This window comes from Thermococcus radiotolerans, assembly GCF_002214565.1.
Classification (GTDB): domain Archaea; phylum Methanobacteriota_B; class Thermococci; order Thermococcales; family Thermococcaceae; genus Thermococcus; species Thermococcus radiotolerans.
Genome location: NZ_CP015106.1, coordinates 970,010 through 988,843, shown reverse-complemented (window position 1 = coordinate 988,843; position 18,834 = coordinate 970,010). Strand labels below are relative to the sequence as shown.

22 protein-coding genes and 3 tRNA genes are annotated in these 18,834 nt (G+C 54.5%); 15 read left to right on the top strand and 10 right to left on the bottom strand.

The window, feature by feature from the left end:
- Positions 1 to 24: 24 nt before the first annotated feature.
- A complete protein-coding gene (locus tag A3L10_RS05315) occupies positions 25 to 351 on the bottom strand; it encodes a PadR family transcriptional regulator (RefSeq protein ID WP_088179880.1) in 327 nt (108 codons plus the stop codon).
- Positions 352 to 463: 112 nt separating this feature from the next.
- Here A3L10_RS05315 and A3L10_RS05310 point away from each other — a divergent pair, with 112 nt between their 5' ends.
- Both A3L10_RS05310 and A3L10_RS05305 read left to right on the top strand, forming a co-directional pair.
- Positions 464 to 763 carry an FUN14 domain-containing protein gene (locus tag A3L10_RS05310; RefSeq protein ID WP_088179881.1) on the top strand — a complete coding sequence of 100 codons (300 nt, stop codon included), beginning with the start codon at positions 464 to 466 and terminating at the stop codon, positions 761 to 763.
- Between the two features lie 24 nt (positions 764 to 787).
- A complete protein-coding gene (locus tag A3L10_RS05305; RefSeq protein WP_088866702.1) occupies positions 788 to 2,110 on the top strand; it encodes a lipopolysaccharide biosynthesis protein in 1,323 nt (440 codons plus the stop codon).
- Here A3L10_RS05305 and A3L10_RS05300 read toward each other — a convergent pair.
- Together A3L10_RS05300 and A3L10_RS05295 are read right to left on the bottom strand one after the other, a co-directional pair.
- Positions 2,082 to 2,837, bottom strand: coding sequence for a metallophosphoesterase family protein (locus A3L10_RS05300; RefSeq protein WP_088866701.1), 756 nt, complete (start codon positions 2,835 to 2,837; stop codon positions 2,082 to 2,084). The genes A3L10_RS05305 and A3L10_RS05300 overlap by 29 nt on opposite strands.
- A gap of 478 nt (positions 2,838 to 3,315) precedes the next feature.
- Positions 3,316 to 3,393 (bottom strand) — tRNA-Arg (locus tag A3L10_RS05295).
- Positions 3,394 to 3,460: 67 nt separating this feature from the next.
- Here A3L10_RS05295 and A3L10_RS05290 point away from each other — a divergent pair.
- Positions 3,461 to 3,913: an Lrp/AsnC family transcriptional regulator gene (locus tag A3L10_RS05290; RefSeq protein WP_198362091.1), complete on the top strand. Its 453-nt coding sequence runs from the start codon at positions 3,461 to 3,463 to the stop codon at positions 3,911 to 3,913.
- On the opposite strand, the gene A3L10_RS05285 is transcribed toward A3L10_RS05290, so the two are convergent.
- Genes A3L10_RS05285 through A3L10_RS05265 form a run of 5 tightly spaced genes read right to left on the bottom strand, consistent with a single transcriptional unit; the run spans position 3,899 to position 7,089 of the window.
- Positions 3,899 to 4,225 carry a hypothetical protein gene (locus tag A3L10_RS05285; RefSeq protein WP_088179884.1) on the bottom strand — a complete coding sequence of 109 codons (327 nt, stop codon included), beginning with the start codon at positions 4,223 to 4,225 and terminating at the stop codon, positions 3,899 to 3,901. The genes A3L10_RS05290 and A3L10_RS05285 overlap by 15 nt on opposite strands.
- A gap of 5 nt (positions 4,226 to 4,230) precedes the next feature.
- Positions 4,231 to 4,947 carry a phosphoribosyltransferase family protein gene (locus A3L10_RS05280; RefSeq protein WP_088179885.1) on the bottom strand — a complete coding sequence of 239 codons (717 nt, stop codon included), beginning with the start codon at positions 4,945 to 4,947 and terminating at the stop codon, positions 4,231 to 4,233.
- A 54-nt stretch (positions 4,948 to 5,001) separates the two neighbouring features.
- Positions 5,002 to 5,502 (bottom strand): YkgJ family cysteine cluster protein, encoded by a 501-nt coding sequence (locus tag A3L10_RS05275; protein ID WP_088866700.1) that lies wholly within the window; start codon positions 5,500 to 5,502, stop codon positions 5,002 to 5,004.
- 4 nt (positions 5,503 to 5,506) lie between these two features.
- Positions 5,507 to 5,746 carry an Lrp/AsnC family transcriptional regulator gene (locus A3L10_RS05270; RefSeq protein ID WP_088179887.1) on the bottom strand — a complete coding sequence of 80 codons (240 nt, stop codon included), beginning with the start codon at positions 5,744 to 5,746 and terminating at the stop codon, positions 5,507 to 5,509.
- On the bottom strand, positions 5,743 to 7,089 hold the full coding sequence (locus A3L10_RS05265; protein ID WP_088866699.1) for a signal recognition particle protein Srp54: 1,347 nt from the start codon (positions 7,087 to 7,089) through the stop codon (positions 5,743 to 5,745). Before A3L10_RS05265 ends, A3L10_RS05270 begins: the two co-directional genes overlap by 4 nt.
- Before the next feature lie 416 nt (positions 7,090 to 7,505).
- Between A3L10_RS05265 and A3L10_RS05260 the strand changes: the two genes are divergently transcribed.
- From A3L10_RS05260 to A3L10_RS05240, 5 genes are all read left to right on the top strand, one after another.
- Positions 7,506 to 8,360 (top strand): damage-control phosphatase, encoded by an 855-nt coding sequence (locus A3L10_RS05260; RefSeq protein WP_088866698.1) that lies wholly within the window; start codon positions 7,506 to 7,508, stop codon positions 8,358 to 8,360.
- A gap of 82 nt (positions 8,361 to 8,442) precedes the next feature.
- On the top strand, positions 8,443 to 8,652 hold the full coding sequence (locus tag A3L10_RS05255) for a hypothetical protein (RefSeq protein WP_088179890.1): 210 nt from the start codon (positions 8,443 to 8,445) through the stop codon (positions 8,650 to 8,652).
- 91 nt (positions 8,653 to 8,743) lie between these two features.
- Positions 8,744 to 10,045, top strand: coding sequence for a hypothetical protein (locus tag A3L10_RS05250; protein ID WP_088866697.1), 1,302 nt, complete (start codon positions 8,744 to 8,746; stop codon positions 10,043 to 10,045).
- Between the two features lie 41 nt (positions 10,046 to 10,086).
- A complete protein-coding gene (gene mtnP, locus A3L10_RS05245; RefSeq protein WP_088179892.1) occupies positions 10,087 to 10,890 on the top strand; it encodes an S-methyl-5'-thioadenosine phosphorylase in 804 nt (267 codons plus the stop codon).
- A gap of 123 nt (positions 10,891 to 11,013) precedes the next feature.
- Positions 11,014 to 12,351 (top strand): FAD-dependent oxidoreductase, encoded by a 1,338-nt coding sequence (locus A3L10_RS05240; RefSeq protein WP_088866696.1) that lies wholly within the window; start codon positions 11,014 to 11,016, stop codon positions 12,349 to 12,351.
- 191 nt (positions 12,352 to 12,542) lie between these two features.
- On the opposite strand, the gene A3L10_RS05235 is transcribed toward A3L10_RS05240, so the two are convergent.
- Positions 12,543 to 12,620: transfer RNA gene (locus A3L10_RS05235), tRNA-Gly, on the bottom strand.
- Positions 12,621 to 12,724: 104 nt separating this feature from the next.
- Between A3L10_RS05235 and A3L10_RS05230 the strand changes: the two genes are divergently transcribed.
- Positions 12,725 to 12,802: transfer RNA gene (locus tag A3L10_RS05230), tRNA-Arg, on the top strand.
- Positions 12,803 to 13,299: 497 nt separating this feature from the next.
- On the opposite strand, the gene udp is transcribed toward A3L10_RS05230, so the two are convergent.
- On the bottom strand, positions 13,300 to 14,136 hold the full coding sequence (gene udp, locus A3L10_RS05225; protein WP_088866695.1) for a uridine phosphorylase: 837 nt from the start codon (positions 14,134 to 14,136) through the stop codon (positions 13,300 to 13,302).
- A gap of 70 nt (positions 14,137 to 14,206) precedes the next feature.
- On the opposite strand from udp, the gene A3L10_RS05220 reads away from it, so the two are divergent.
- Genes A3L10_RS05220 through A3L10_RS05195 form a run of 6 tightly spaced genes read left to right on the top strand, consistent with a single transcriptional unit; the run spans position 14,207 to position 18,811 of the window.
- Positions 14,207 to 15,274 carry a pyridoxal-phosphate dependent enzyme gene (locus A3L10_RS05220; RefSeq protein WP_088866694.1) on the top strand — a complete coding sequence of 356 codons (1,068 nt, stop codon included), beginning with the start codon at positions 14,207 to 14,209 and terminating at the stop codon, positions 15,272 to 15,274.
- Positions 15,275 to 15,308: 34 nt separating this feature from the next.
- The gene (locus A3L10_RS05215) at positions 15,309 to 16,190 is read left to right on the top strand and encodes an MEMO1 family protein (protein ID WP_088866693.1); all 882 of its coding nucleotides are present in this window, start codon (positions 15,309 to 15,311) and stop codon (positions 16,188 to 16,190) included.
- A gap of 38 nt (positions 16,191 to 16,228) precedes the next feature.
- Positions 16,229 to 16,603, top strand: a complete 375-nt coding sequence (gene mntA, locus A3L10_RS05210) for a type VII toxin-antitoxin system MntA family adenylyltransferase antitoxin (RefSeq protein ID WP_088867545.1) — start codon at positions 16,229 to 16,231, stop codon at positions 16,601 to 16,603.
- A complete protein-coding gene (hepT, locus tag A3L10_RS05205; protein WP_088866692.1) occupies positions 16,600 to 17,022 on the top strand; it encodes a type VII toxin-antitoxin system HepT family RNase toxin in 423 nt (140 codons plus the stop codon). Before mntA ends, hepT begins: the two co-directional genes overlap by 4 nt.
- Positions 17,019 to 18,023 (top strand): mevalonate kinase, encoded by a 1,005-nt coding sequence (locus A3L10_RS05200; RefSeq protein ID WP_088179897.1) that lies wholly within the window; start codon positions 17,019 to 17,021, stop codon positions 18,021 to 18,023. Before hepT ends, A3L10_RS05200 begins: the two co-directional genes overlap by 4 nt.
- Positions 18,020 to 18,811 carry an isopentenyl phosphate kinase gene (locus A3L10_RS05195; RefSeq protein ID WP_088866691.1) on the top strand — a complete coding sequence of 264 codons (792 nt, stop codon included), beginning with the start codon at positions 18,020 to 18,022 and terminating at the stop codon, positions 18,809 to 18,811. Before A3L10_RS05200 ends, A3L10_RS05195 begins: the two co-directional genes overlap by 4 nt.
- The last annotated feature ends 23 nt before the right edge of the window (positions 18,812 to 18,834 follow it).

The following is an 18,834-nucleotide window of genomic DNA, read 5'->3' as shown; positions in this document are numbered from 1 at the left end:
TAAACTGAGAAAGTTTGGAGAAATTCACTCCTTGAGCTTCGAGAGCATGTCCTCAAGAAAGGCTATTCCTTCCTCGAAGAGCTTCTCGCCCTCTGGGGTGAGCCTGTAGTACTTCCTCGACGGCTTCCCAGTTTCGCTCTCCTGCCACTCCGCGGTAACGTAGCCGTCCTTCTCCAGTTTGTAGAGGACGACGTATGAACTGACCGTTGCGGGCTCGAAGTTGAAGGCTTCCCTTATCCTCTCCTTGAGCTCGTACGCGTACATGGGCCTCTCCTTCAGGAGCCTCAGGATGTAGAGCCACAGAACCTCCTTCGTTATCTTGTTCTTGAGCCTCTCCATCGGGGTCGTCATGTTCTCACACCTACTTTTATGCTTTGGAAATATTTTGAAGTCGTGTAATTTAAACGTTTTGGCAAAAACGTTTTATCCTCGGGGAGGCTAGTATTCTACAGGTGAGCGTACTATGGAGTTCGACGTGAGCGCCATGATGGGCGACATGGGCGTTGGTGCAGTGGTAGGCTTTGTAACAGGCTACGCTGTCAAGAAAGTGATGAAGCTGGCACTGGCACTAATCGGCGCCTACTTGGTTAGTCTCCTGTGGCTTGAGCAGAAGGGGGTCCTTATAATCGACAAGGACAAGCTCTTCAATCTGGCCGGTGAGTGGACCCATGAAATCCTGACCCTCGGGGAGAAGGTAATGGCCCTCCTTCCGGGAACGGCCGCTTTCCTCGGCGGCTTTGCCCTCGGCTTCCACAAAGGTTAAATTTCCCCCTTTCCTTCTCCATCCATGAGCTACGAGCGCCGGGTCATTCTACGCCATTCACTGGCATCGGTGATTGCCCTGGGCCTCACGGGGTTAACCCGGTTTCTGTACAGCGCAATAGTTGCCAGGCGCTTCGGCGTTGAGGAGCTGGGGATGGCCAACTCTCTGATCTCGAAGGCATTCTTCGCTGCGATACCCCTGAGCTTTTTCGCGGTAGCCCTCGGCAAGTACGCCTCCGAGTTCCTGGGGGGTGGCAAAACAGACTCAATACGCTCCATAACCCTTCCAGCCTTTCTCCTCCCTCTTGCCGGACTGCTTCTGCTCCCACTGAACCTCTACCTGGGAATCCTTGCAACCCTCAGGGGGATTCAGCTGACCCTCAGAAACTTCCTCTACGGCATCCACAGGGGGGAACATTACGCGTACATAATAACCCTGGCTTTCGTGGGCTTCCTGGCGGGTTTTTTACTTCCCAACATCTTTGCCCCGTACCTGCTTTTCCTGGGCCTGATAGCGGTTTTCTCCGCCGCTTATCTGGTGAGGTTCAACCTCATTGGAAAGCCCCGGAAAAGCGAGATGAGCCTGCTCCTCTCGTATTCATCCTTTGCGTTCCTAGGAACCCTCTCTGGCGTCTTCCTGATACAGGGTCCCTATTTCATGAGTGAGTACCTATCCAGCCCTGAAGTTGCGGGAGTGGTGTCGGCGATACTCTCCGCGGCCTTCCTTCTAACGTACCTACCCCAGGTTCTCCAGTCTGCCATAATGCCCCTCTTCTCGTACAAATACGGCAGGAACGAGGACGACTACGTTAGGCTCCTCGCCGAGAAGACAACGGCCTTTTTGATACTCGCCACCGGCTCTGCCATATTCGTCCTAATGCTCTTGGGCAGGGAGGTCCTCTCGGTAATATTCGGCTTCGACGTTGGTCCTGCCTTCCACCTCGCCCTCATGGCGATGGAGGTCTACATAGCCTACAACCCCAGCATAGTCGCCCTCAACTCGACCGCCTACGTTAAAAAAGGAACCTTTGTGGCGCTCCTTGGAGCCTTTGCGGTTCTCCTCTCGTGGTTATACCTCATCCCTGCCTTTGAGGCGGTAGGTGTAATGGTTGGCCTCACCCTCGGCTACGGCCTCATACTCATCGGAGTCGCCCACTATGCCAGAAGTCTTTTGAGAATATCCCCCGGGATATACGTTCCACTGGTCGTGGCGCTGCTCCTTCAGTCCCTGGTATTCCTCTCCAAGTACGCGGTACTCCTCGGATTCCTTATTTTCCTCGCCTATGAGAGAACGGAAATAATGGAGGGGATTGAACTCCTCAAATCCTTCCGTGGTAGAGGATCTTGACGAGCTCCTCGGGAAGCCCCTCCCTGCGTATTCTCTCCTCGATGAGCCTCTTGTCGTAGTCGACCTCTATGAACTTCGTGTGGAGTGTATCAACGTCCACCAGGGCGAACGTGGCCCTGTGCTCCCTGCCGGGGGGAAATCCTATGCTTCCCGGGCAGACAACCCTTCCGTAGCGGGTCATGGCGTTGACCGGGTACTTCGGCGAGGCCACGAAGAGCATCTCATAGTCCTTCAAGGGGCGCATTATTCCCTCGTAGTAGCTCGTCGGCTGCTCCGGCAGGACTTTTCCCCCAAATGGGTCGAGTGGGCTTCCGTAGACGCCGAAGATGTCGTTCTTTCCAACCCTATCAACGAGGTAAATCGGCAGGTCCCTTATGAACTCCCTGCCCTCATGGCCGAGGCTCTCCCACGTGTACTTAAGCGCCCGTTTGACGTACTCCGGATAGTCCACCCTCTCTATGTAGTCCAGTCCCTCCGCGTGGGGGTCGCTCGCGGCTATGGCCTGGTCGAACTCACCGCGGATGACGCTGACCCTGTTGTTCTTTATGAGGTCGTCCAGGGTGTCCAGAACCTCCCTCGGGTAGGGGAACAGGCCAACTACGTTCCCGAGGATGTAGTACTTTTCGATTTCGTAGCCCTCCTCCTTGAGGGCCTCTATCTTTTCGAGAGCCTTTGCGAGGGCTGGGAGGTTGCCGTTGACGTTTGCCAGAACCGCAACGTACACCATGCTCTCACCCTCCAACTTTTTCTTACCTAAATTAACTAAAAGCTCAAGGATATTTAAATCTTTCGGGAAACGGGATGAAGGGACCCCTGCTTCACGCTCGGTTTGACATATGCTGAAGGCTTGTGTTCCCGGGAACTGGTATCTAGAGTGCCGGGACTATATGCGAGTCTTGAAGAGCTCAAATCAGCTGGAAATAAAATCAGTGGTTCTTTACACCACTTCCCTTCAAAGGCGGTTTCTAAATTCGAATCCTCACAGGTTAAACGAGAACGATTTCCTGTAAATCATAATTTTGGGGTTTTACTTTCCTTCCAACGCCCTCTGGGCGTTTTCTCAAAGTTAAACCCTCACTAAAGAAGCACTTGAGTTAGTTCTCCTTTTAAACAATCCATCTGCTGGAAACCACATCAAAACCAGGAGCCTTGAGAAGAACCATGAGCTTTTGATCAAACTTTTGCCCCGCAAAAGTTTGTATTGCTGGCGGACCGGCGGGGATTTGAACCCCGGACCTGCGGCTTAGGAGGCCGCCGCCCTATCCTAGCTAGGCTACCGGTCCACTGCCCGCTATTCCCTCCAAGGGAAGGGTATTTAAAGTTTACGGTGTATTCTTCCCGGTGGTGAGAATGGTGGACGAGCTGGATCTTAAGATACTCTCTCTGCTCCAGGAGAACGCTAGGCTCTCCTATCGTGAGATAGCCCGCGAACTGAAGGTTGCCGTGGGAACCGTGTACAACCGCATCAAGAGGATGGAAGAGGAGGGAATCATCAGGGGTTTTGCGCCTATTCTCGACTACGAGAAGCTTGGCTTCGGCCTCACCACGGTCATAGGGGTCAAAGCCCAGGGCAGGAGGATAGTCGAGATAGAGCGGGAAATAGCCCAGAGCGACAGGGTGATAATGGTCTACGACATAACGGGGGAGTTCGACATAGTCGTGGTTGCCAAGTTCAAGGACAGGGCCGATATGAACCGCTTCGTCAAGTGGCTCCTCTCACTGGAAGGGGTGGAAAAAACGAACACGAGCGTGGCGATGCAGGTTGTGAAGGAGGATCTGCGGCTTAAACTAACGGAGGACTAAGACCTCGTCCAAGAAACGCTTTGCGAAGTCGTCAAAGCTCTCAACGGGGAGCTTTACCTCCTTTCCGTTCACCTTCCCCTCGAAGATGAGCATCTTGGCGGTTATCTCGCGTATCTTTTTGAAGTCCGAGTTCTCCGCTATGGTGTCCTCAATGGTCTGAGTGAACTCCTCCTCGCTTGCCAGCCTGACGACGCCCTCTATCACGACCTCTCTGCCACACTCCTCTTCAGTACAGACGAATTTGAAGGGGAGGCCGAGCTCGACCTCCACCGGTATCGTGAGGCCATCGGCGTTGTAGATGAACACTTTCATCCGTATCACTCCAGCCTGATAAGGCTCTCGACGGGGATGCTGTAGTCCTTCTTCAGGTGGTCTATGACATCGCCGACGCTTATGAGGAAGAACATGCCGACCGGCTTCGCTCCGGCCCTTCTGCACATCTCAAGGAGGGCCCTCTGGGTTTCACCGCTTCTGATTACGTCGTCAACGATAAGGACGTTTTCGCCCTTTTTGAGCGCCCACTGTGGCAGGTAGAGAGTTGTCACGCTTCCAGAGGCGCTCGGCACGTAGCTGACCTCGTAGAACTTCTCGACTCCGACCTCCTTTTTCTTCTTGGCGTAGACGACATCAACGCTGAGCTCCCTGGCAACGTGGACACCGAGGGCGATTCCGTCGGTTGCCGCGGTGAGCACCTTGTCCACGTTCTTGTCCATGTACCTGCTCGCAACGTCCTCAGCTATGAGGCTCATCAAAGCCGTGTCGCTGAGGACGGGCATGTTGTCGAAGAACCCGTACTCGTCGAATTTTATCCTCTTCCTAACCTCCTCCTCTATGTTGATGTAGGGGAGCAGCAGGTCTAGGAGCTCCTTGGTCCTCTCGGCACTCGGCAGGACCTTCCCCCTCACGTACCTGTTGAGCACCGTGATGGGGAGGCCGGTTATCTTGGACAGCTCCTCGTAGGTGTAGGTCTTCTTGAGCAGCCTGAGCACCCTGACGAGTCTGAGCTTTTCCTGAACGGACTTTAGCTGACTCATTCTCTCACCTCCGGTGGCCAAAAATTAACAAGAAAATGTATAAATATGTTTCGGTCACTCCCGGCTCTTCACAACTTTCCTGCGGTATGCCTCTATAACGTCCCCGTACTCGCGTAGCAAGAACTCCTTGGTTATGGGCTCCCCGTCGGGATGGTTGAGGCCGGGGCAGAAGGAGTCCATCTTGACGTAAACCTCCATGACGTTTCCCTGCTTCACGAAGACGAAGGGGTAGAGCCTGCAGGCGAGGGGCCTCTTCTCGTATATCCTGCATCTTTTGGTCTCGGGGTCAAGGAAAACGCATCCTCCGTCGAAGGGGCGCTTTTTGAGGGCGTAGCTCAGAAACTTGTCCCCGCGGTAGAACATCTTCTCATAATCAACGAATTCCCAGGCGTTGTAGCCCAGCTCCTCTATTCTGGTTATATCCTCATCCTTGACGGGTATCTCCAGCTCGTAGCAGCATTTCCCGCAGTTTTCGATGCACTTAAATTTAAAAGAAGAGTCGTACTCGACTTCTAGGGTGTCGAGGTGAATCCTGGCGACCCACCTCTTCTCCAAACCTTCACCCCCTGTAGGAGCTGGCTATCAGCGTCTCTGTCATCTCAATGTTGCTTATCTTCCTCAGGGTCTCATCGTGGAACCTGTCGAGTTCGTGGATGTTCTCGACCTCCACGCGGATTATCACGTCGTACTCCCCGTAGACGCGGTATATCTCCTTTATCTTCTCTTCCTTGGCCAGGGCGTTGTACACTTTCTCCTCGGTTCCCGGCTTAACAACGACCAGTACGAAGGCCTCTATCATACGCCAAACCCTCCAAAGTTAAATTTCCTTGCCATCTTAGAAAGCTTTCTCTTGTCCATGCTCTTGAACATCTTCTTCATCTGGTTGTACTGGTGGAGCAGTTCCCTGACCTCCTGGGCGCTCGTTCCAGAACCTCTGGCGATCCTCTTTATCCTCGAGTAGTTGATTATCTCGGGATGCTCCAGCTCCTCCTCCGTCATGGAGTCCATTATTATCCTGTATCTCTTCAGTTTCTCCTCGCCAACTTTGACCGCATCCTCAGGAAGGGAGTAGCCCATTCCAGGAATCATCTGGAGAACCTGCTTGAGCGGCCCCATCTTCTGCATCGCCTCGAGCTGGGCGTACATGTCCTTGAGGTTGAACTTGCCCTTGAGGAACTTCTCGAGGTCCTCCTCCTTGAACTCCTGCTCCTTCTGGAGCTCCTCGAGCTTCTGAAGAAGGCCCTCTATGTCACCCATGCCAAGGAGCCTCGACACGAAGCGCTTGGGGTCAAAGGGCTCCAGGTCGTCTATCCTCTCGCCGACACCGATGAACTTTATGGGTGCCCCGGTTGCGGCCACCGCTGAGAGGGCGCCTCCACCTTTGGCGGAGCCGTCGAGCTTGGTAACTATTATCGAGCCTATCGGTGTTGCCTCCTTGAAGGCCAGTGCCTGGTTGTGGGCCTGCTGGCCGATGGTTCCGTCAATGACGAGAATAACTTCATGGGGCTTTATCGCCTCGCTTATCTGCTTCATCTCCTCGATGAGGCCCTTCTCCTCCTTGTGCCTTCCCGCGGAGTCGACTATGATGACGTCAACGCCCTTGGATTTGAAGTATTCAACGCCCTCCCGGGCGAGCTTCACGGCGCCCTTCTCCTCGGGATCGCCGAAAACCTCTATTCCAAAGGGCTCAACGAGCTGTTTGAGCTGGTAATACGCACCGGGACGCCAGGTGTCCGAGCAGACAAGGCCGACCTTGTAGCCCCTCTTCTGGAGGTGCCTCGCCAGCTTTGCCACGCTCGTAGTCTTACCGGAGCCCTGGATACCAACGGTCAGGAGAATCGTCGGCCTCTCCTTTATTTCAAGGGGCTTCGCCTCGGTTCCGAGGAACTTGGTGAGCTCCTCATAGACTATCTGGATTATATGCTCCTTCTTCGAGGCCCCCGCAGGAGGCTCCTCCTCAAGTGCCCTCTTTTCTATGGTCTTAGTCAACTGGAGAACCAGCCTGACGTTAACGTCCGCCTGGATGAGCGCCCTCTGGATGTCTCTCACAACCTCCTTGATGGTGGCCTCATCAACGGTGCTCGAACGGGCGAGCTTCCTGAGGGCCGTGTTGAGTGCCTTCCCAAGCTTCTCTAAAGCCATTTTCTCCCACCGTAGTGATGGAGTCTCCAAAGTTTATAAACGGTTGGGTTTTCAACCCCCCGTTCAAATGTATGCTTTTGAAAGGAGAAAGGCTACGAAGGCCCTTTGAACTGCCAATTAATGTACATTCCCTGACAAAACCCTGCATCTCTGCTTTTCCGGAAGGGTGAGGGATGTTCATGGACATAAATGGGGCTTTAGGGACTGACAAAGCTTTTAAACATGACTTGGGGTTAAAAAATCCTGGAGAACTCAAACAGGGTGAGAAAGATGGAGTGGATGACCGCGCTCTACGGTTACATGGTTGAGGTGGAGATGAGGAAGAGGAGGAGGCCGATTCCCGAGGAGCTGGAGTACGTCGAGATGCTGAGGGCTTGATTTATTAAGGCTCTTTTCTATTCCCCTTGGGTGGTCATATGAAAATTCACTACGAGTGCATAGCGTGTGCGGTCAATCAGGCTCAAAAGATAGTCGAGATGAGCACGGAGGACGTGGCTCAGAGAAAAAGGGCGATGCTCTTCATCGCTCAGAGGCTGGGAGAATTTTTCAGGGAGGACTCGATCCCCGCGACGGACGGGGGGAGGCTGTTTCTGGAGCTCTATGCGTTCCTCGGAAACGATGACCCGTTTGGGGAGTACAAGAGAATCTCCACCGAGCTCGCCAGGGATGTGGCGGAGGACATAGGTCGCGTGGATGACCTGAGAACCGCCCTCAAACTCGCAATAGCCGGAAATCTGATAGACTTCGCCGTTGGCTATGACCCAAAGAAGATCGAGGAAGACGTTCTCAGCCTTGCTTCCCAGGAGCTCTACATCGACCACAGCAATGAGCTTTTCTCTGAACTGGGGAACGCGAAATCGCTTCTCTACCTCGTGGACAACTGCGGTGAGATATACTTCGACAGGATATTCATAGAGCGCATATGCGAGGAGTTCCCGGGCCTCAAGGTGTACGTCGCCGCCAAGGAGGGGCCCATAATCAACGATGCAACCGTCGAAGACCTCCGCGAGGCAAGATTCGATGAAATCGCGAAGGTGGTCTCCACCGGTTCCAGGTTGCCGGGAACGCCCTTGGAGTACGCATCGTCCGAGTTTTTGCGGCTCTTTGAAAGGGTGGACGTGATAATCGCGAAGGGACAGGCCAATTTCGAGACTCTGAGCGACCTAAAAGACCCGAGAATCTTTTTCCTGCTCAAGGCGAAGTGCAACCCCATATCACGGGAGCTGGGGGTTCCGAGGGGTTCCATGGTTTGCGTAAGGGGAAAATATTAGACGATTGCCGATATTATCTTTGACGAATGTCTATAGGAAAGCTTTTTATATTTTGAAGTAGTACATACTAGTGGTGATATCGATGACAACCGTTATTAGACGTGATGCGGAAAGGTTTCTGAGGGAGCTTAGGGCCCATTACGGCGATGTCTGGAGGATGCCTACCAGTAAGTATCTGTCCAAGCCGGATTTCGTTGTTGTTGACCCCAAGAGCGGTAGAAAAACCAAGGTAAGCTTCGTCTCCCTGGACGACGGAGAGGTCGTCGGCGTGGTTTACGACGAGCTCGGCTGAACTTTCGTTTTTTGACTAACCTTTTGCCTTCTGTTTTGGGTGTTGGAAATAATTAAATACCCCGATATCGTAAATTTTCCCGGTGAAAATAATGCCTGTGGACGTTTATCGCGAGGCCCTTCGGCTGGCTTCTGATATACGGGATAAGTACCTCAGGGCGGTCACCTACGCTAAAATTGGCTATTATATGTACCGTGCCAAAAAACCAGAGTATAAAACCGCCTTCAAATACGCCTTTAACGCCGCCGCCTCTATTGAGAACCCCGTTCTCCTCGTCAAGGCGCTTGTGGAGATAGGAACGTACCTCAGGCGCGCCGATTCAAAAACCGCCCAGAAGGTTTTTCACCAGGCTTACGAATCCATACTGACTTTTCCGGAACCCCTGAAGGACGACCTCCTTGAAGAGCTGGTTATACGGCTCCTTGAACTGGACATGCCCGACGATGCACTCTTCTACGCCACCGATGTTGAGGACTCCGTGAAGCGCAACGACCTGTTTCTGAAGATACTTCGGGTCTACCTCAAGAAAGGAAACATGCGCAGGGCGAGGCTCATCATAGAGCAGATAGACGACGAGCCCTGGCACTCCATAGCCGCCATAGAGGCCATAAAGGAGCACCTTAAGAGGGAGGAGTTCGGGAGTGCCATCAGGGTTCTCTCCGAGCTCAAGAGCGAGTACTGGCTTGGGGAGGCCATGAAGGAGGTGGCCGTCTACCTGAAGAACTCGGACGTTCCGACGGCGACTTACGAAAAGTTCGTGGACATAGCGCTTGGAATGTCCTCCGACACGGGTTTTGACGTCCTGAGATCCCTTCTCATAGGCTTGGGCAACCAGGGGGAGCTGGACTTCGTCATGGACATCCTGGGCAGGGTTTATCCGGATGAGAGGCTCTCGATAATTGAGGGCATCGTCAAGACCTCCGTGGACAAGGAGGACGTTCTCTTTGACCTGATAAACCACCTTGAAGGGGAGGAGTTTGAGAGGATAGCGGGGTTCATAATGGACCAGCTACTCTCAAAATCCGCCCATGGAAAGTATCGCCGTCTCGTTAAGACCATCGGCGAGCGCACGATGGAGGACTCCGTGAGGGTGAAGGTGGCGACCTATCTGGCCAAACTCGGCGACTTTGAGGACGCCCTTAAGTTCGCCCAGCTCGTCCGCGGCCACTACCTCCGCTCACTGGCGTTTGGAAGCATAGCCGTCGCGAAGCTCAAGGCTGGGGACATCGACGGGGCCATAGACGCTGCCCTTGAGGTCAAGGACCCCAAGTGGGGTTCATGGCTCCTCAGTGAGATTCTGACCAAGATACTGGAACTCCACGCCGAGGGCGAGGTGAGCGAGGACATAGAGGAGAGGGCCAAACATCAGCGGATTCTCTGGGAGAAGGGCTAACGTTTTAAGCTTCCCTTCGTCTCTTCTCTTCAGGTGATACCATGCCGAGGATAGCGATTATTGGAGGTTCCGGAGTCTACGATCCGAAGCTGCTCCAGAACGTCAGGGAGGAGTTCGTGAGCACGCCCTACGGAAAGGTACGGGTCAAAATCGGGGAGTACAACGGGGAGGAGATAGCCTTTCTCGCGAGGCACGGCGAGGGTCACAGCGTCCCCCCGCACAAGATAAACTACCGCGCCAACATCTGGGCCCTTCACGAGCTGGGTGTTGAGAGGATCCTCTCAACCTCCGCCGTGGGTTCCCTCAACGAGGCAATGAAGCCCGGCGACTTCGTCATTCTTGACCAGCTCATGGACTTCACAAAAACGAGGCACTACACCTTCTACGACGGCGAGGAGAGCCCCCACGACAGGAAGTTCGTCGCCCACGTGGACTTCACGGACCCCTACTGCCCGGAGCTCCGAAAGGCCCTCATAACCGCCGCCAGAGAGCTGGGCTTTGAGTACCACCCCATGGGAACCTACGCCTGCATGGAGGGGCCGCGCTTTGAGACAAGGGCGGAGATAAGAGCGCTCAAGATACTCGGTGCCGACGTGGTTGGTATGACCCAGTGCCCGGAGGCGATCCTCGCGAGGGAGCTTGAGATGTGCTACGCCAGCGTGGCCATCGTCACGAACTTCGCCGCGGGAATAAGCAGGGAGAAGCTCACCCACACCGAGGTCGTCGAGCTGATGGCCCAGAAGAGCGAGGAGATAAAGTACATCCTCATGAAGTCCATCAAGTACATCCCGAAGGAGCGCCGCTGTGGCTGTAAGGATGCCCTCAGGGGCGCCACCGGAGACTGACCCTACTGTTCTTTTTTCTTCATCAATGAAATTCCCAGTGCCCGAGTTTTGAACCCTAGGTTAACGAAAGGTTAAAATCCTTTGGTGTGTAAATAAGACCGAAAACATTTAGGGGGGCCTAATATGAGGTACGATGTTATAGTTATCGGTGCGAGTGCGGGAGGGTTAACCGCCGCAATAGCCGCCAAGAGGTTTTATCCAGACAAGAGCGTCCTGGTCATCAAGAAGGAAGACGTTGGCATGGTTCCGTGCGGAATCCCCTACGTCTTTGGAACCTTCGAGAGCGTTGACGACGACATTCTCCCCGTGGAGAGATTCCTCGAACCCCTTGGTGTCGAGGTTCTCGTGGATGAAGTCCTCGAGATAGACCCCAAGGGTAAGGTGGTGAGAACGAAGGCCGGAAGGGAAATCGCCTGGGAAAAGCTCGTCATTGCGACCGGTTCGAAGCCCGTCTTTCCAAGCGTGCCGGGCTCCGAGCTGGAGGGCGTCCACACCGTCCCCAAGGATTACCACTATCTGAAGGCCCTTCGGGAGAAGATCAAGGAGGCCGAGAGGATAGTCATTGTCGGCGGCGGTTTCATAGCCCTGGAAGTCGGTGACGAGATACGGAAGCTCGGAAAGGACGTGACGCTCCTGGTCAGGAGCAGACTGCTGAGGAACTCCTTCGATCCGGAGTTCAGCGGGATGGTTGAGGAACGGCTGAGGGAGAGGGGCATAAACGTGGTCTACGGCCAAGTCGAGGCCCTCGTTGGCGACGGAAAGGTCGAGAGAGTGCGGCTCGTGGACGGAAGGGAGCTTCCTGCAGACCTCGTGATTTTCTCCATCGGTTACCGGCCAAACGTCGAGCTGGCTGTGAAGACCGGCCTTAAAGTTACCCGCTATGGCATTTGGACGGACGAGTACATGAGAACCTCTCACCCTGATATCTTTGCCGTTGGAGACTGCGTCGAACACAGGGACTTCTTCACGGGCAAGCCCTACGGCCTCATGCTCGCTTCAACGGCAACCTTCGAGGCCAGAATAGCGGGTGCGAACCTCTTCAAGCTCCAGATCGTCAGGGAGAACAGGAGAACGATAGGCGTTTACTCCACCAACGTGGCGGGCCTCACACTCGCCGCGGCCGGACTCACTGAGGAAGCCGCCAAGAGGGAAGGCTTTGAGGTCATAGTTGGCTATGGAAAAGGGCCGGACAGGCACCCGGCGAAGTTCCCCGACACCTCGATGGTCACGGTGAAGCTCATATTCTCCCGCGACAGGGGGGCAATACTCGGGGCGCAGATAGCTGGAGGGAAGAGCGTCGGGGAGATGATAAATATCCTCGCCCTCGCGATACAGAAGAGACTGACGGCGAGCGAGCTTTACACACTCCAGATAGCCACTCACCCGCTCCTTACAGCCTCACCGGTCGGCTACCAGATTCTCCAGGCCGCGGAGGATGCCTTGGCGAAGCTGAGAACCTGAAGAGGTTGTGCAGTCTCACCCCTTCTTCTTTGTTTTGGCCTTTTGGAAAAGCTTGACCAGGCCTTGGGAAAGGCTGGCGAACAACCTTCGCGCAAGCAAAGGTTGACCAAAAATATTCTTCTCTCCGAAAGGCAAAAATAAGTCGTGCAGTAAGAAACATTTGATCAAACTTTTCTCCAGAAAAGTTTGTGTGGTGCGGTGGCCGGGATTTGAACCCGGGCCAGCGGCGTGGCAGGCCGCTGTCCTAGACCAGGCTAGACTACCACCGCAGTTCAGGCCCGTAGAATACTCACCTTCGGGCGCTTTATAAATCTTTCGGTGAGCTGAGACGGTTAAATTTATAAAGCGTTGCCGAGAAGGGTTAGCGGGCAGTGCCCCGGTGGCCTAGTCTGGATAGGGCGCGAGGCTGCGGACCTCGAGGTCCGGGGTTCGAATCCCCGCCGGGGCGCCATAGAAACTTTGCCTGCGCAAAGTTGCTCGTCAGAGATGCATCAAAGTTCGTAGCCCCTTCTGAAAAGCTAAATTCTTGGGCGATTTATATTCAAATGGCCGCTTTAAGAATGAGAACTTTCCAAATTGCCCCCTTTGGCTGGTTTAACTCTAAGATAGACGCCCGCAGGGCGTCAAAAGGGAAGTAAACCCTCTGTCATGGTTCTTATCTGATGCGTTCTCTTCTAAAAGGTGAGGGCTTGTGAGCAAAATCTCTTTCATACGAGTCTCTGGGTGAAGAGCTACGAACTTTTGGTGAAGCCTTTGGAAAAAGCTTCCTTCCCAAGGAGCACTGGCGGGAAATCAAGTGCCTTTTCTATAATATTTTCAGGCAGGTTTTGATTTTAAGTTGTTGTCGCCTGTTAGATGGTTTAGATGTCTATGAGTGTTAATAAGAGAAAAGAAATCTTTGCAAGCGTTTCGGGGAAACAACAAAACAAAAACACAAAAACCTGGGTGTCAAACCCTTCTAAGCCCTGGGAACCAGACCTTCTTCCCGGCCTTCTCCTTCTCCTCGTCCCACTCGGCGAGTATCTTCACCGCCTCGCTGGCAACGAGGGCCGCTTCCCTCTCTCCGGCCTTCCCGAATTCGTTGGTTATCCTGTTGGCGAAGACCGCACAGACACAGCCTGCCCTCAGTCCGTAGATGTTGGCGAGGGTGTAGAGGGTAGCGGCTTCCATCTCGAAATTGGTAACGTTGGCCTGCCTCAGGTCGTCCATTATGTGCTTTGCGAAGCTCGGGAAATACCCCCTGAGTCCGGGCCTTCCCTGGCCGAGGTAGAAGCTGTCGGTCGAGGCCGTTATGCCAATATGGTAGCGCACTCCCAGAGTTTCAGCCGCCTCGATGAGCGCTAGGGTAACCTCAAGGTCTGCAACGGCGGGGTATTCAACGCGAACGTACTGCTTCGACGTCCCCTCGAGCCTGACGGCAGCTTTGGCTATGATGAGGTCCCCTATCTCCATTCCCGGCTGGATTGCACCGGTCGAGCCGACCCTTATGAAGGTGTCCGCGCCTATAGCGGCAAGCTCCTCTATGGCTATCGCCGTTGAGGGGCCGCCTATTCCCGTTGAGGTGACGCTTATCGGCATTCCCTTGTATTTCCCGGTGTGCGTTCTGTATTCCCTGTGAAAGGCTATCTCCCTCGCCTCGTCCCAGAGGGAGCTTATCTTTGGAACCCTCTCCGGGTCGCCGGGGAGCAAAACGTACCTCGAAACGTCCCCTGGCTTGCACGCGATATGGTACTGGTAACCCTCCTTTGTCTGGGGCCTGTCTGCCGAAACGAACTTCTCTCCCATGGCAACCACCTTTTTATTCACCTGTGCCATAGATATCAACGCACGTCCTAAAAAGCCTTGGGTGGTTCCCGTGCTGGTCTGCTCGAAATGCGGCAGGGAATATCCAGAAAGATTCAGACTGCGCTGTGACTGCGGTGGCACGCTACTGGTCAGACATGAACTCCCCCCGGGCTTCAGCGATGCCCTCACTGGACATCTCGATATGAGAAGGTACGTAGGGCTCCTTCCGGTTTCTGAAGAGCATCTCCCCGAACCGGTTCCCGCGATAACTCCCCTCTCCAAACTCGATATCGGAGATGTAACAACTTTCTTCAAGCTCGAATACCTTCAGCCGACCGGTTCGTTCAAGGATAGAGGCACCTGGGTGACTGTGGCGAAGCTGAGGGAGGAGGGCATTCCAGAGGTAGTCCTCGACAGCTCCGGCAACGCGGCGATAAGCCTGGCCGCCTTTGCTGGGAGGGCAGGGATAACGGCCCACCTCTTCGTTCCGGCCCACACAAATCCCGGAAAGCTGAGACTCCTGAGGAAACTGGGGGCCGAGCTTCACATCGTCAACGGCGATAGAATGACCGTTCACTGGGATGCAGTGCGCTTCTCGGAGGAGAAAGGACTGACCTACGTTTCTCACTGGCTCAACCCCTACTTCATTGAAGGGACGAAGACTGTTGCCTTTGAGGCCTATGAGCAACTAAGCGTCCCCGACTACGTTATTGCTCCAGCCGGAAGCGGAACGCTCTTCCTCGGTCTCTGGAAGGGATTTTCAGAGCTCAAAATCATGGGAGAGATTGACGAGCTCCCCACCTTTGTCGCCGTCCAGGCTTCGGGCCACGAGAGCCTCTGCAAGCGTTCATCGGTTAAAAGCCGCCTCGCGGAGGGGATAGCGATAACCGAACCCCCACGACTGGAAGAGATGAAGGCAGTTCTTGACGAAACCGGAGGGATTTGCATAAGCGTCGGGGATTCTGAAATAGAGCAGGCTTTGGAATGGCTCTGGGGGAGGGGTTTCATAGTGGAATCGACCTCTGCAACGGTTCTCGCGGCCCTGTGGAAGCTCCAGGAGAGCGGCTTTATCCCATCTGGCTCAAGGGTTCTCCTTCCGCTTACCGGCTCCGGGCTGAAGATGGTTGAAGGTATTTAAGGTTTGAATCCCAAGAACCGCTGGAGGTGGGAGAATGGCTGAGGTGAGGTACCCCGCAGTTGCCGGCAGCTTCTACCCGTCGGGCGAAGCGCTCATCGAGATGCTAAGGGAGTTCTTCAGTGACCTTGGTGAGGAGGGAAGCGAGAGAAGAATTACTGCCGGCGTTGCGCCCCATGCAGGCTACGTCTTCTCGGGCTACACGGCTTCGAGAACGTACAAGGCTATCTTTGAAGACGGTCTCCCCGAGACCTTTGTAATCCTCGGTCCGAACCATAGGCTCCTAGGCTCTCCGATAGCGGTCTATCCCTCTGGAAAGTGGCGTACACCCCTCGGTGACGTCGATGTTGATTCCGAGATGGCCAAGGCCATAGCGAAGCTCTCAGGAATAGCTGACTTGGACGAGCTTGCCCACAAATACGAGCACTCGATAGAGGTCCAGCTTCCCTTCATCCAGTACCTCGGCGAGCTCGCCGGGAAGGAAGTTAGAATAGTGCCAATAACCCTCGGCATTCAGGACGAGGAGGTTTCCGAAGACCTCGGAAAGGCGGTCTTTGAGGCAAGCAGGGAGCTCGGCAGGGACGTTGTCGTTATTGCAAGCACCGACTTCATGCATTACGGCCCAATGTACGGCTACGTGCCTTTCAGGGCGAGGGCCAGCGAGCTTCCGCACAGGATAAAGGAGTGGGACTTCCGCGTGATAAGGAGAATCCTCGACTTCGACGTTAAGGGCATGTTCAGGGAGCTCCGCGAGATGAACCACACCATGTGCGGGCCTGGAGGAGTCGGAACTGCGATGGTTTACTCCCGCTCCGCCGGGGCGCTTGAGGCGGAACTGCTCCACTACACGACGAGCTTCGAGGTCAGCCGCTCTACGGATGCCATCGTCGGTTACGCGAGCATAGTCTTCAGGCGGTGAACGAAAAGGCCATAAGGGGCTTTTCCCATTTTTTACACATGAAACTGGAAGATGCCATGGAGAGAATCCTTGAGCTCGGTGGGGATAGAGTAAAGTTCATCATTCTCTTCGGCTCCCAGGCGCGTGGTGAGGCGAGGAAGGACAGCGATATAGACCTGTGCGTTTACTACGAAGGAAGCCCCACAGAGGCCTTTAGATTCAGGGAGCTCGTTCTTGGACACCTATCTGACAAATACGACGTCCAGATTTTCCAGCTCCTTCCGGTTTATCTCAAAAAAGAGTGCCTCAGGGGAAAGGTTCTCTTCTGCAGGGACGAGACTTTCCTCTACGACCTTGCCTACGAAACCCTCAAGGAGTGGGAGGACTTCAGGCGCTACTACTACGACTACCTCGGACTGGAGGCGATAGAATGAGGATCGAGTTGATACGTTCCAAACTCGAGGAGATACTTGAGAGCCTCAGGCTGATAGAGGAAAACCTTCCAGATGATTTTGAAACTTTTGAGTCCCTTGGGATAGTTAAGGACGGAATCTACAAGCGCACTGAGTTCGCGATCCAGAACGTCATTGATATCTGTGCGATAATAAACTCCGACTTGAGGCTTACGATGCCCGAAAGGGAGGAGGACGTCTTTGAAGGACTCATGCGTGCCGGAATAATCTCCAGGGAAATAGCTGATAAGCTTAGACTTATGAAGGGCTTCCGTAATGTTCTCGTTCACAGGTACGGAAAAATTAACGACGAGCTGGCCTTTGAAGTGCTCCATGAGCACTTGGAGGACATTCACGAGTTCGTGGAACTAATTGAAAAATTCCTGGAGGGTCAAAGATGAGGGTTCTGGCATCTGCCCCGGCTAAAATTATACTCTTCGGCGAGCACAGCGTCGTTTACGGCAAACCCGCGATAGCTGCCGCCATAGACCTCAGAACCTACGTAAGAGCAGGGTTCAACGATAGGGGTGCGATAAAGATAGAGGCCAAAGACATACGCGTTCCGGGCCTTACCGTTTCGTTCTCCGAAGACGAGATTTACTTTGAGAGCGACTACGGAAAGGCGGCTGAAGTTCTCAGCTACGTCCGGCAGGCGATAGAGCTGGTTAGAGAGGAAGCCGATGCGAACGGTAAGGGTGTAACGGTCTCTATAACGTCACAGATTCCCGTTGGGGCCGGCCTCGGTTCATCCGCCGCCGTGGCGGTAGCGACCATCGGAGCAGTCTCGAAGCTCCTCGGCCTTGAGCTGACCAACGAGGAGATAGGAAAGCTTGGTCATAAGGTCGAGCTCCTCGTCCAGGGGGCATCGAGCGGTATAGACCCCACCGTATCTGCCATAGGCGGCTTCATCCACTACGAGAAGGGGGACTTCGAGCACCTGCCCTTCATGGAGCTGCCGATTGTTGTCGGTTACACCGGTTCAAGCGGGTCAACGAAGGAACTGGTGGCCATGGTGAGGAGAACCTACGAGGAGATGCCCGAGGTCATAGAACCGGTGCTCGTTGCGATGGGCAAGATAGTCGAGAAGGCCCGCGACGTTATAACCTCCGACCTCGACGAGGAGCTCCGCTTCGCCCAGCTCGGGCGGCTCATGAACATCAACCACGGCCTCCTAGATGCCCTCGGGGTTTCAACGAAAAAGCTCAGCGAGCTGGTCTACGCCGCGAGGGTTGCCGGAGCGATAGGGGCGAAGATAACCGGCGCCGGCGGTGGCGGCTGCATGTACGCCCTGGCCCCGGAGAACCAGAGCGAGGTTGCAACCGCCATAACGATAGCCGGCGGAACGCCAATGATAACGAGGATAAGCCGCGAGGGACTCAGGATAGAGGAGGTTCTGCCATGATAATCGTCAAGGTTGGCGGCAGCGTCTTCAGCGATAAGAAGGGTGAGCCCGAGAACTTTGACCATGAGACCGTGGGGAACATAGCGAAGGAAATAGCCAAGTTCTATCCCCATGAGGACTTCATCATCGTCCACGGCGGAGGGAGTTTTGGCCACCCCGAGGCGAAAAAGTACGGTATAAGGGAAGGCCTCCCAGAGGATTGGGATACCGCCAACTTCAAGAGGATAGGCTTCACCGAGACCCATCAGGCCATGCTCCGGGCAAACGCGAACTTCATCAAAGTGTTCGTCCGTGAGGGTCTGCCGGCCTTCTCCGTCTCAACCTCCTCCGTCTTCATAACCGAGAACGGTGAGGTCGCCTACGGGGACATGGAAGTCGTGGAAAGGCTGCTGGAGCTCAGGTTCATCCCCGTTCTCTTTGGAGACGTCTCGATAGACCTCGCGAAGGGCATCGACATACTCTCCGGCGACCAGATCATCACATACCTCGCCAAGATGCTTGGGCCAGACAAGGTTATCTTCCTCATGGACGTTGACGGAATCTACGACGGCAGGCCCGGCGAGGGGAGACTGATTCAGAACCTCAGCAGGGAGGAGATAGACTCCCTCCTCGAAAGGCTCCAATGCACGGCGGCTGGCACCGACGTCACCGGCGGAATCTGCAACAAGCTGGAGGAGGCGAAGAAGATAGCCGAGCACTCGGAGGTCTGGTTTGTCAACGGGAAGGTTCCTGGACGGCTGAGCGGGGCGATAAGGGGCGATGGCTTTGGAACGAGAATCAGTGGATAACGCTCGCAAATCGTAAACTTTTT

Excerpts from the sequence above, each read along its gene's own strand:
- A3L10_RS05270 (WP_088179887.1), bottom strand. The coding sequence starts at position 5,746 with ATGATAGAGGCCTTCGTACTGGTCGTTGTTAAGCCGGGAACCGAGGAG.
- A3L10_RS05260 (WP_088866698.1), top strand. The coding sequence starts at position 7,506 with ATGAAAATTCACTACGAGTGCATAGCGTGTGCGGTCAATCAGGCTCAA.
- A3L10_RS05285 (WP_088179884.1), bottom strand. The coding sequence starts at position 4,225 with ATGAAAGTGTTCATCTACAACGCCGATGGCCTCACGATACCGGTGGAG.
- A3L10_RS05250 (WP_088866697.1), top strand. The coding sequence starts at position 8,744 with ATGCCTGTGGACGTTTATCGCGAGGCCCTTCGGCTGGCTTCTGATATA.
- A3L10_RS05240 (WP_088866696.1), top strand. The coding sequence starts at position 11,014 with ATGAGGTACGATGTTATAGTTATCGGTGCGAGTGCGGGAGGGTTAACC.
- A3L10_RS05215 (WP_088866693.1), top strand. The coding sequence starts at position 15,309 with ATGGCTGAGGTGAGGTACCCCGCAGTTGCCGGCAGCTTCTACCCGTCG.
- A3L10_RS05255 (WP_088179890.1), top strand. The coding sequence starts at position 8,443 with ATGACAACCGTTATTAGACGTGATGCGGAAAGGTTTCTGAGGGAGCTT.
- hepT (WP_088866692.1), top strand. The coding sequence starts at position 16,600 with ATGAGGATCGAGTTGATACGTTCCAAACTCGAGGAGATACTTGAGAGC.
- A3L10_RS05265 (WP_088866699.1), bottom strand. The coding sequence starts at position 7,089 with ATGGCTTTAGAGAAGCTTGGGAAGGCACTCAACACGGCCCTCAGGAAG.
- A3L10_RS05280 (WP_088179885.1), bottom strand. The coding sequence starts at position 4,947 with ATGAGTCAGCTAAAGTCCGTTCAGGAAAAGCTCAGACTCGTCAGGGTG.
- mntA (WP_088867545.1), top strand. The coding sequence starts at position 16,229 with ATGAAACTGGAAGATGCCATGGAGAGAATCCTTGAGCTCGGTGGGGAT.
- A3L10_RS05310 (WP_088179881.1), top strand. The coding sequence starts at position 464 with ATGGAGTTCGACGTGAGCGCCATGATGGGCGACATGGGCGTTGGTGCA.
- A3L10_RS05195 (WP_088866691.1), top strand. The coding sequence starts at position 18,020 with ATGATAATCGTCAAGGTTGGCGGCAGCGTCTTCAGCGATAAGAAGGGT.
- A3L10_RS05300 (WP_088866701.1), bottom strand. The coding sequence starts at position 2,837 with ATGGTGTACGTTGCGGTTCTGGCAAACGTCAACGGCAACCTCCCAGCC.
- A3L10_RS05290 (WP_198362091.1), top strand. The coding sequence starts at position 3,461 with ATGGTGGACGAGCTGGATCTTAAGATACTCTCTCTGCTCCAGGAGAAC.
- A3L10_RS05315 (WP_088179880.1), bottom strand. The coding sequence starts at position 351 with ATGACGACCCCGATGGAGAGGCTCAAGAACAAGATAACGAAGGAGGTT.
- A3L10_RS05305 (WP_088866702.1), top strand. The coding sequence starts at position 788 with ATGAGCTACGAGCGCCGGGTCATTCTACGCCATTCACTGGCATCGGTG.
- A3L10_RS05200 (WP_088179897.1), top strand. The coding sequence starts at position 17,019 with ATGAGGGTTCTGGCATCTGCCCCGGCTAAAATTATACTCTTCGGCGAG.
- udp (WP_088866695.1), bottom strand. The coding sequence starts at position 14,136 with ATGGGAGAGAAGTTCGTTTCGGCAGACAGGCCCCAGACAAAGGAGGGT.
- mtnP (WP_088179892.1), top strand. The coding sequence starts at position 10,087 with ATGCCGAGGATAGCGATTATTGGAGGTTCCGGAGTCTACGATCCGAAG.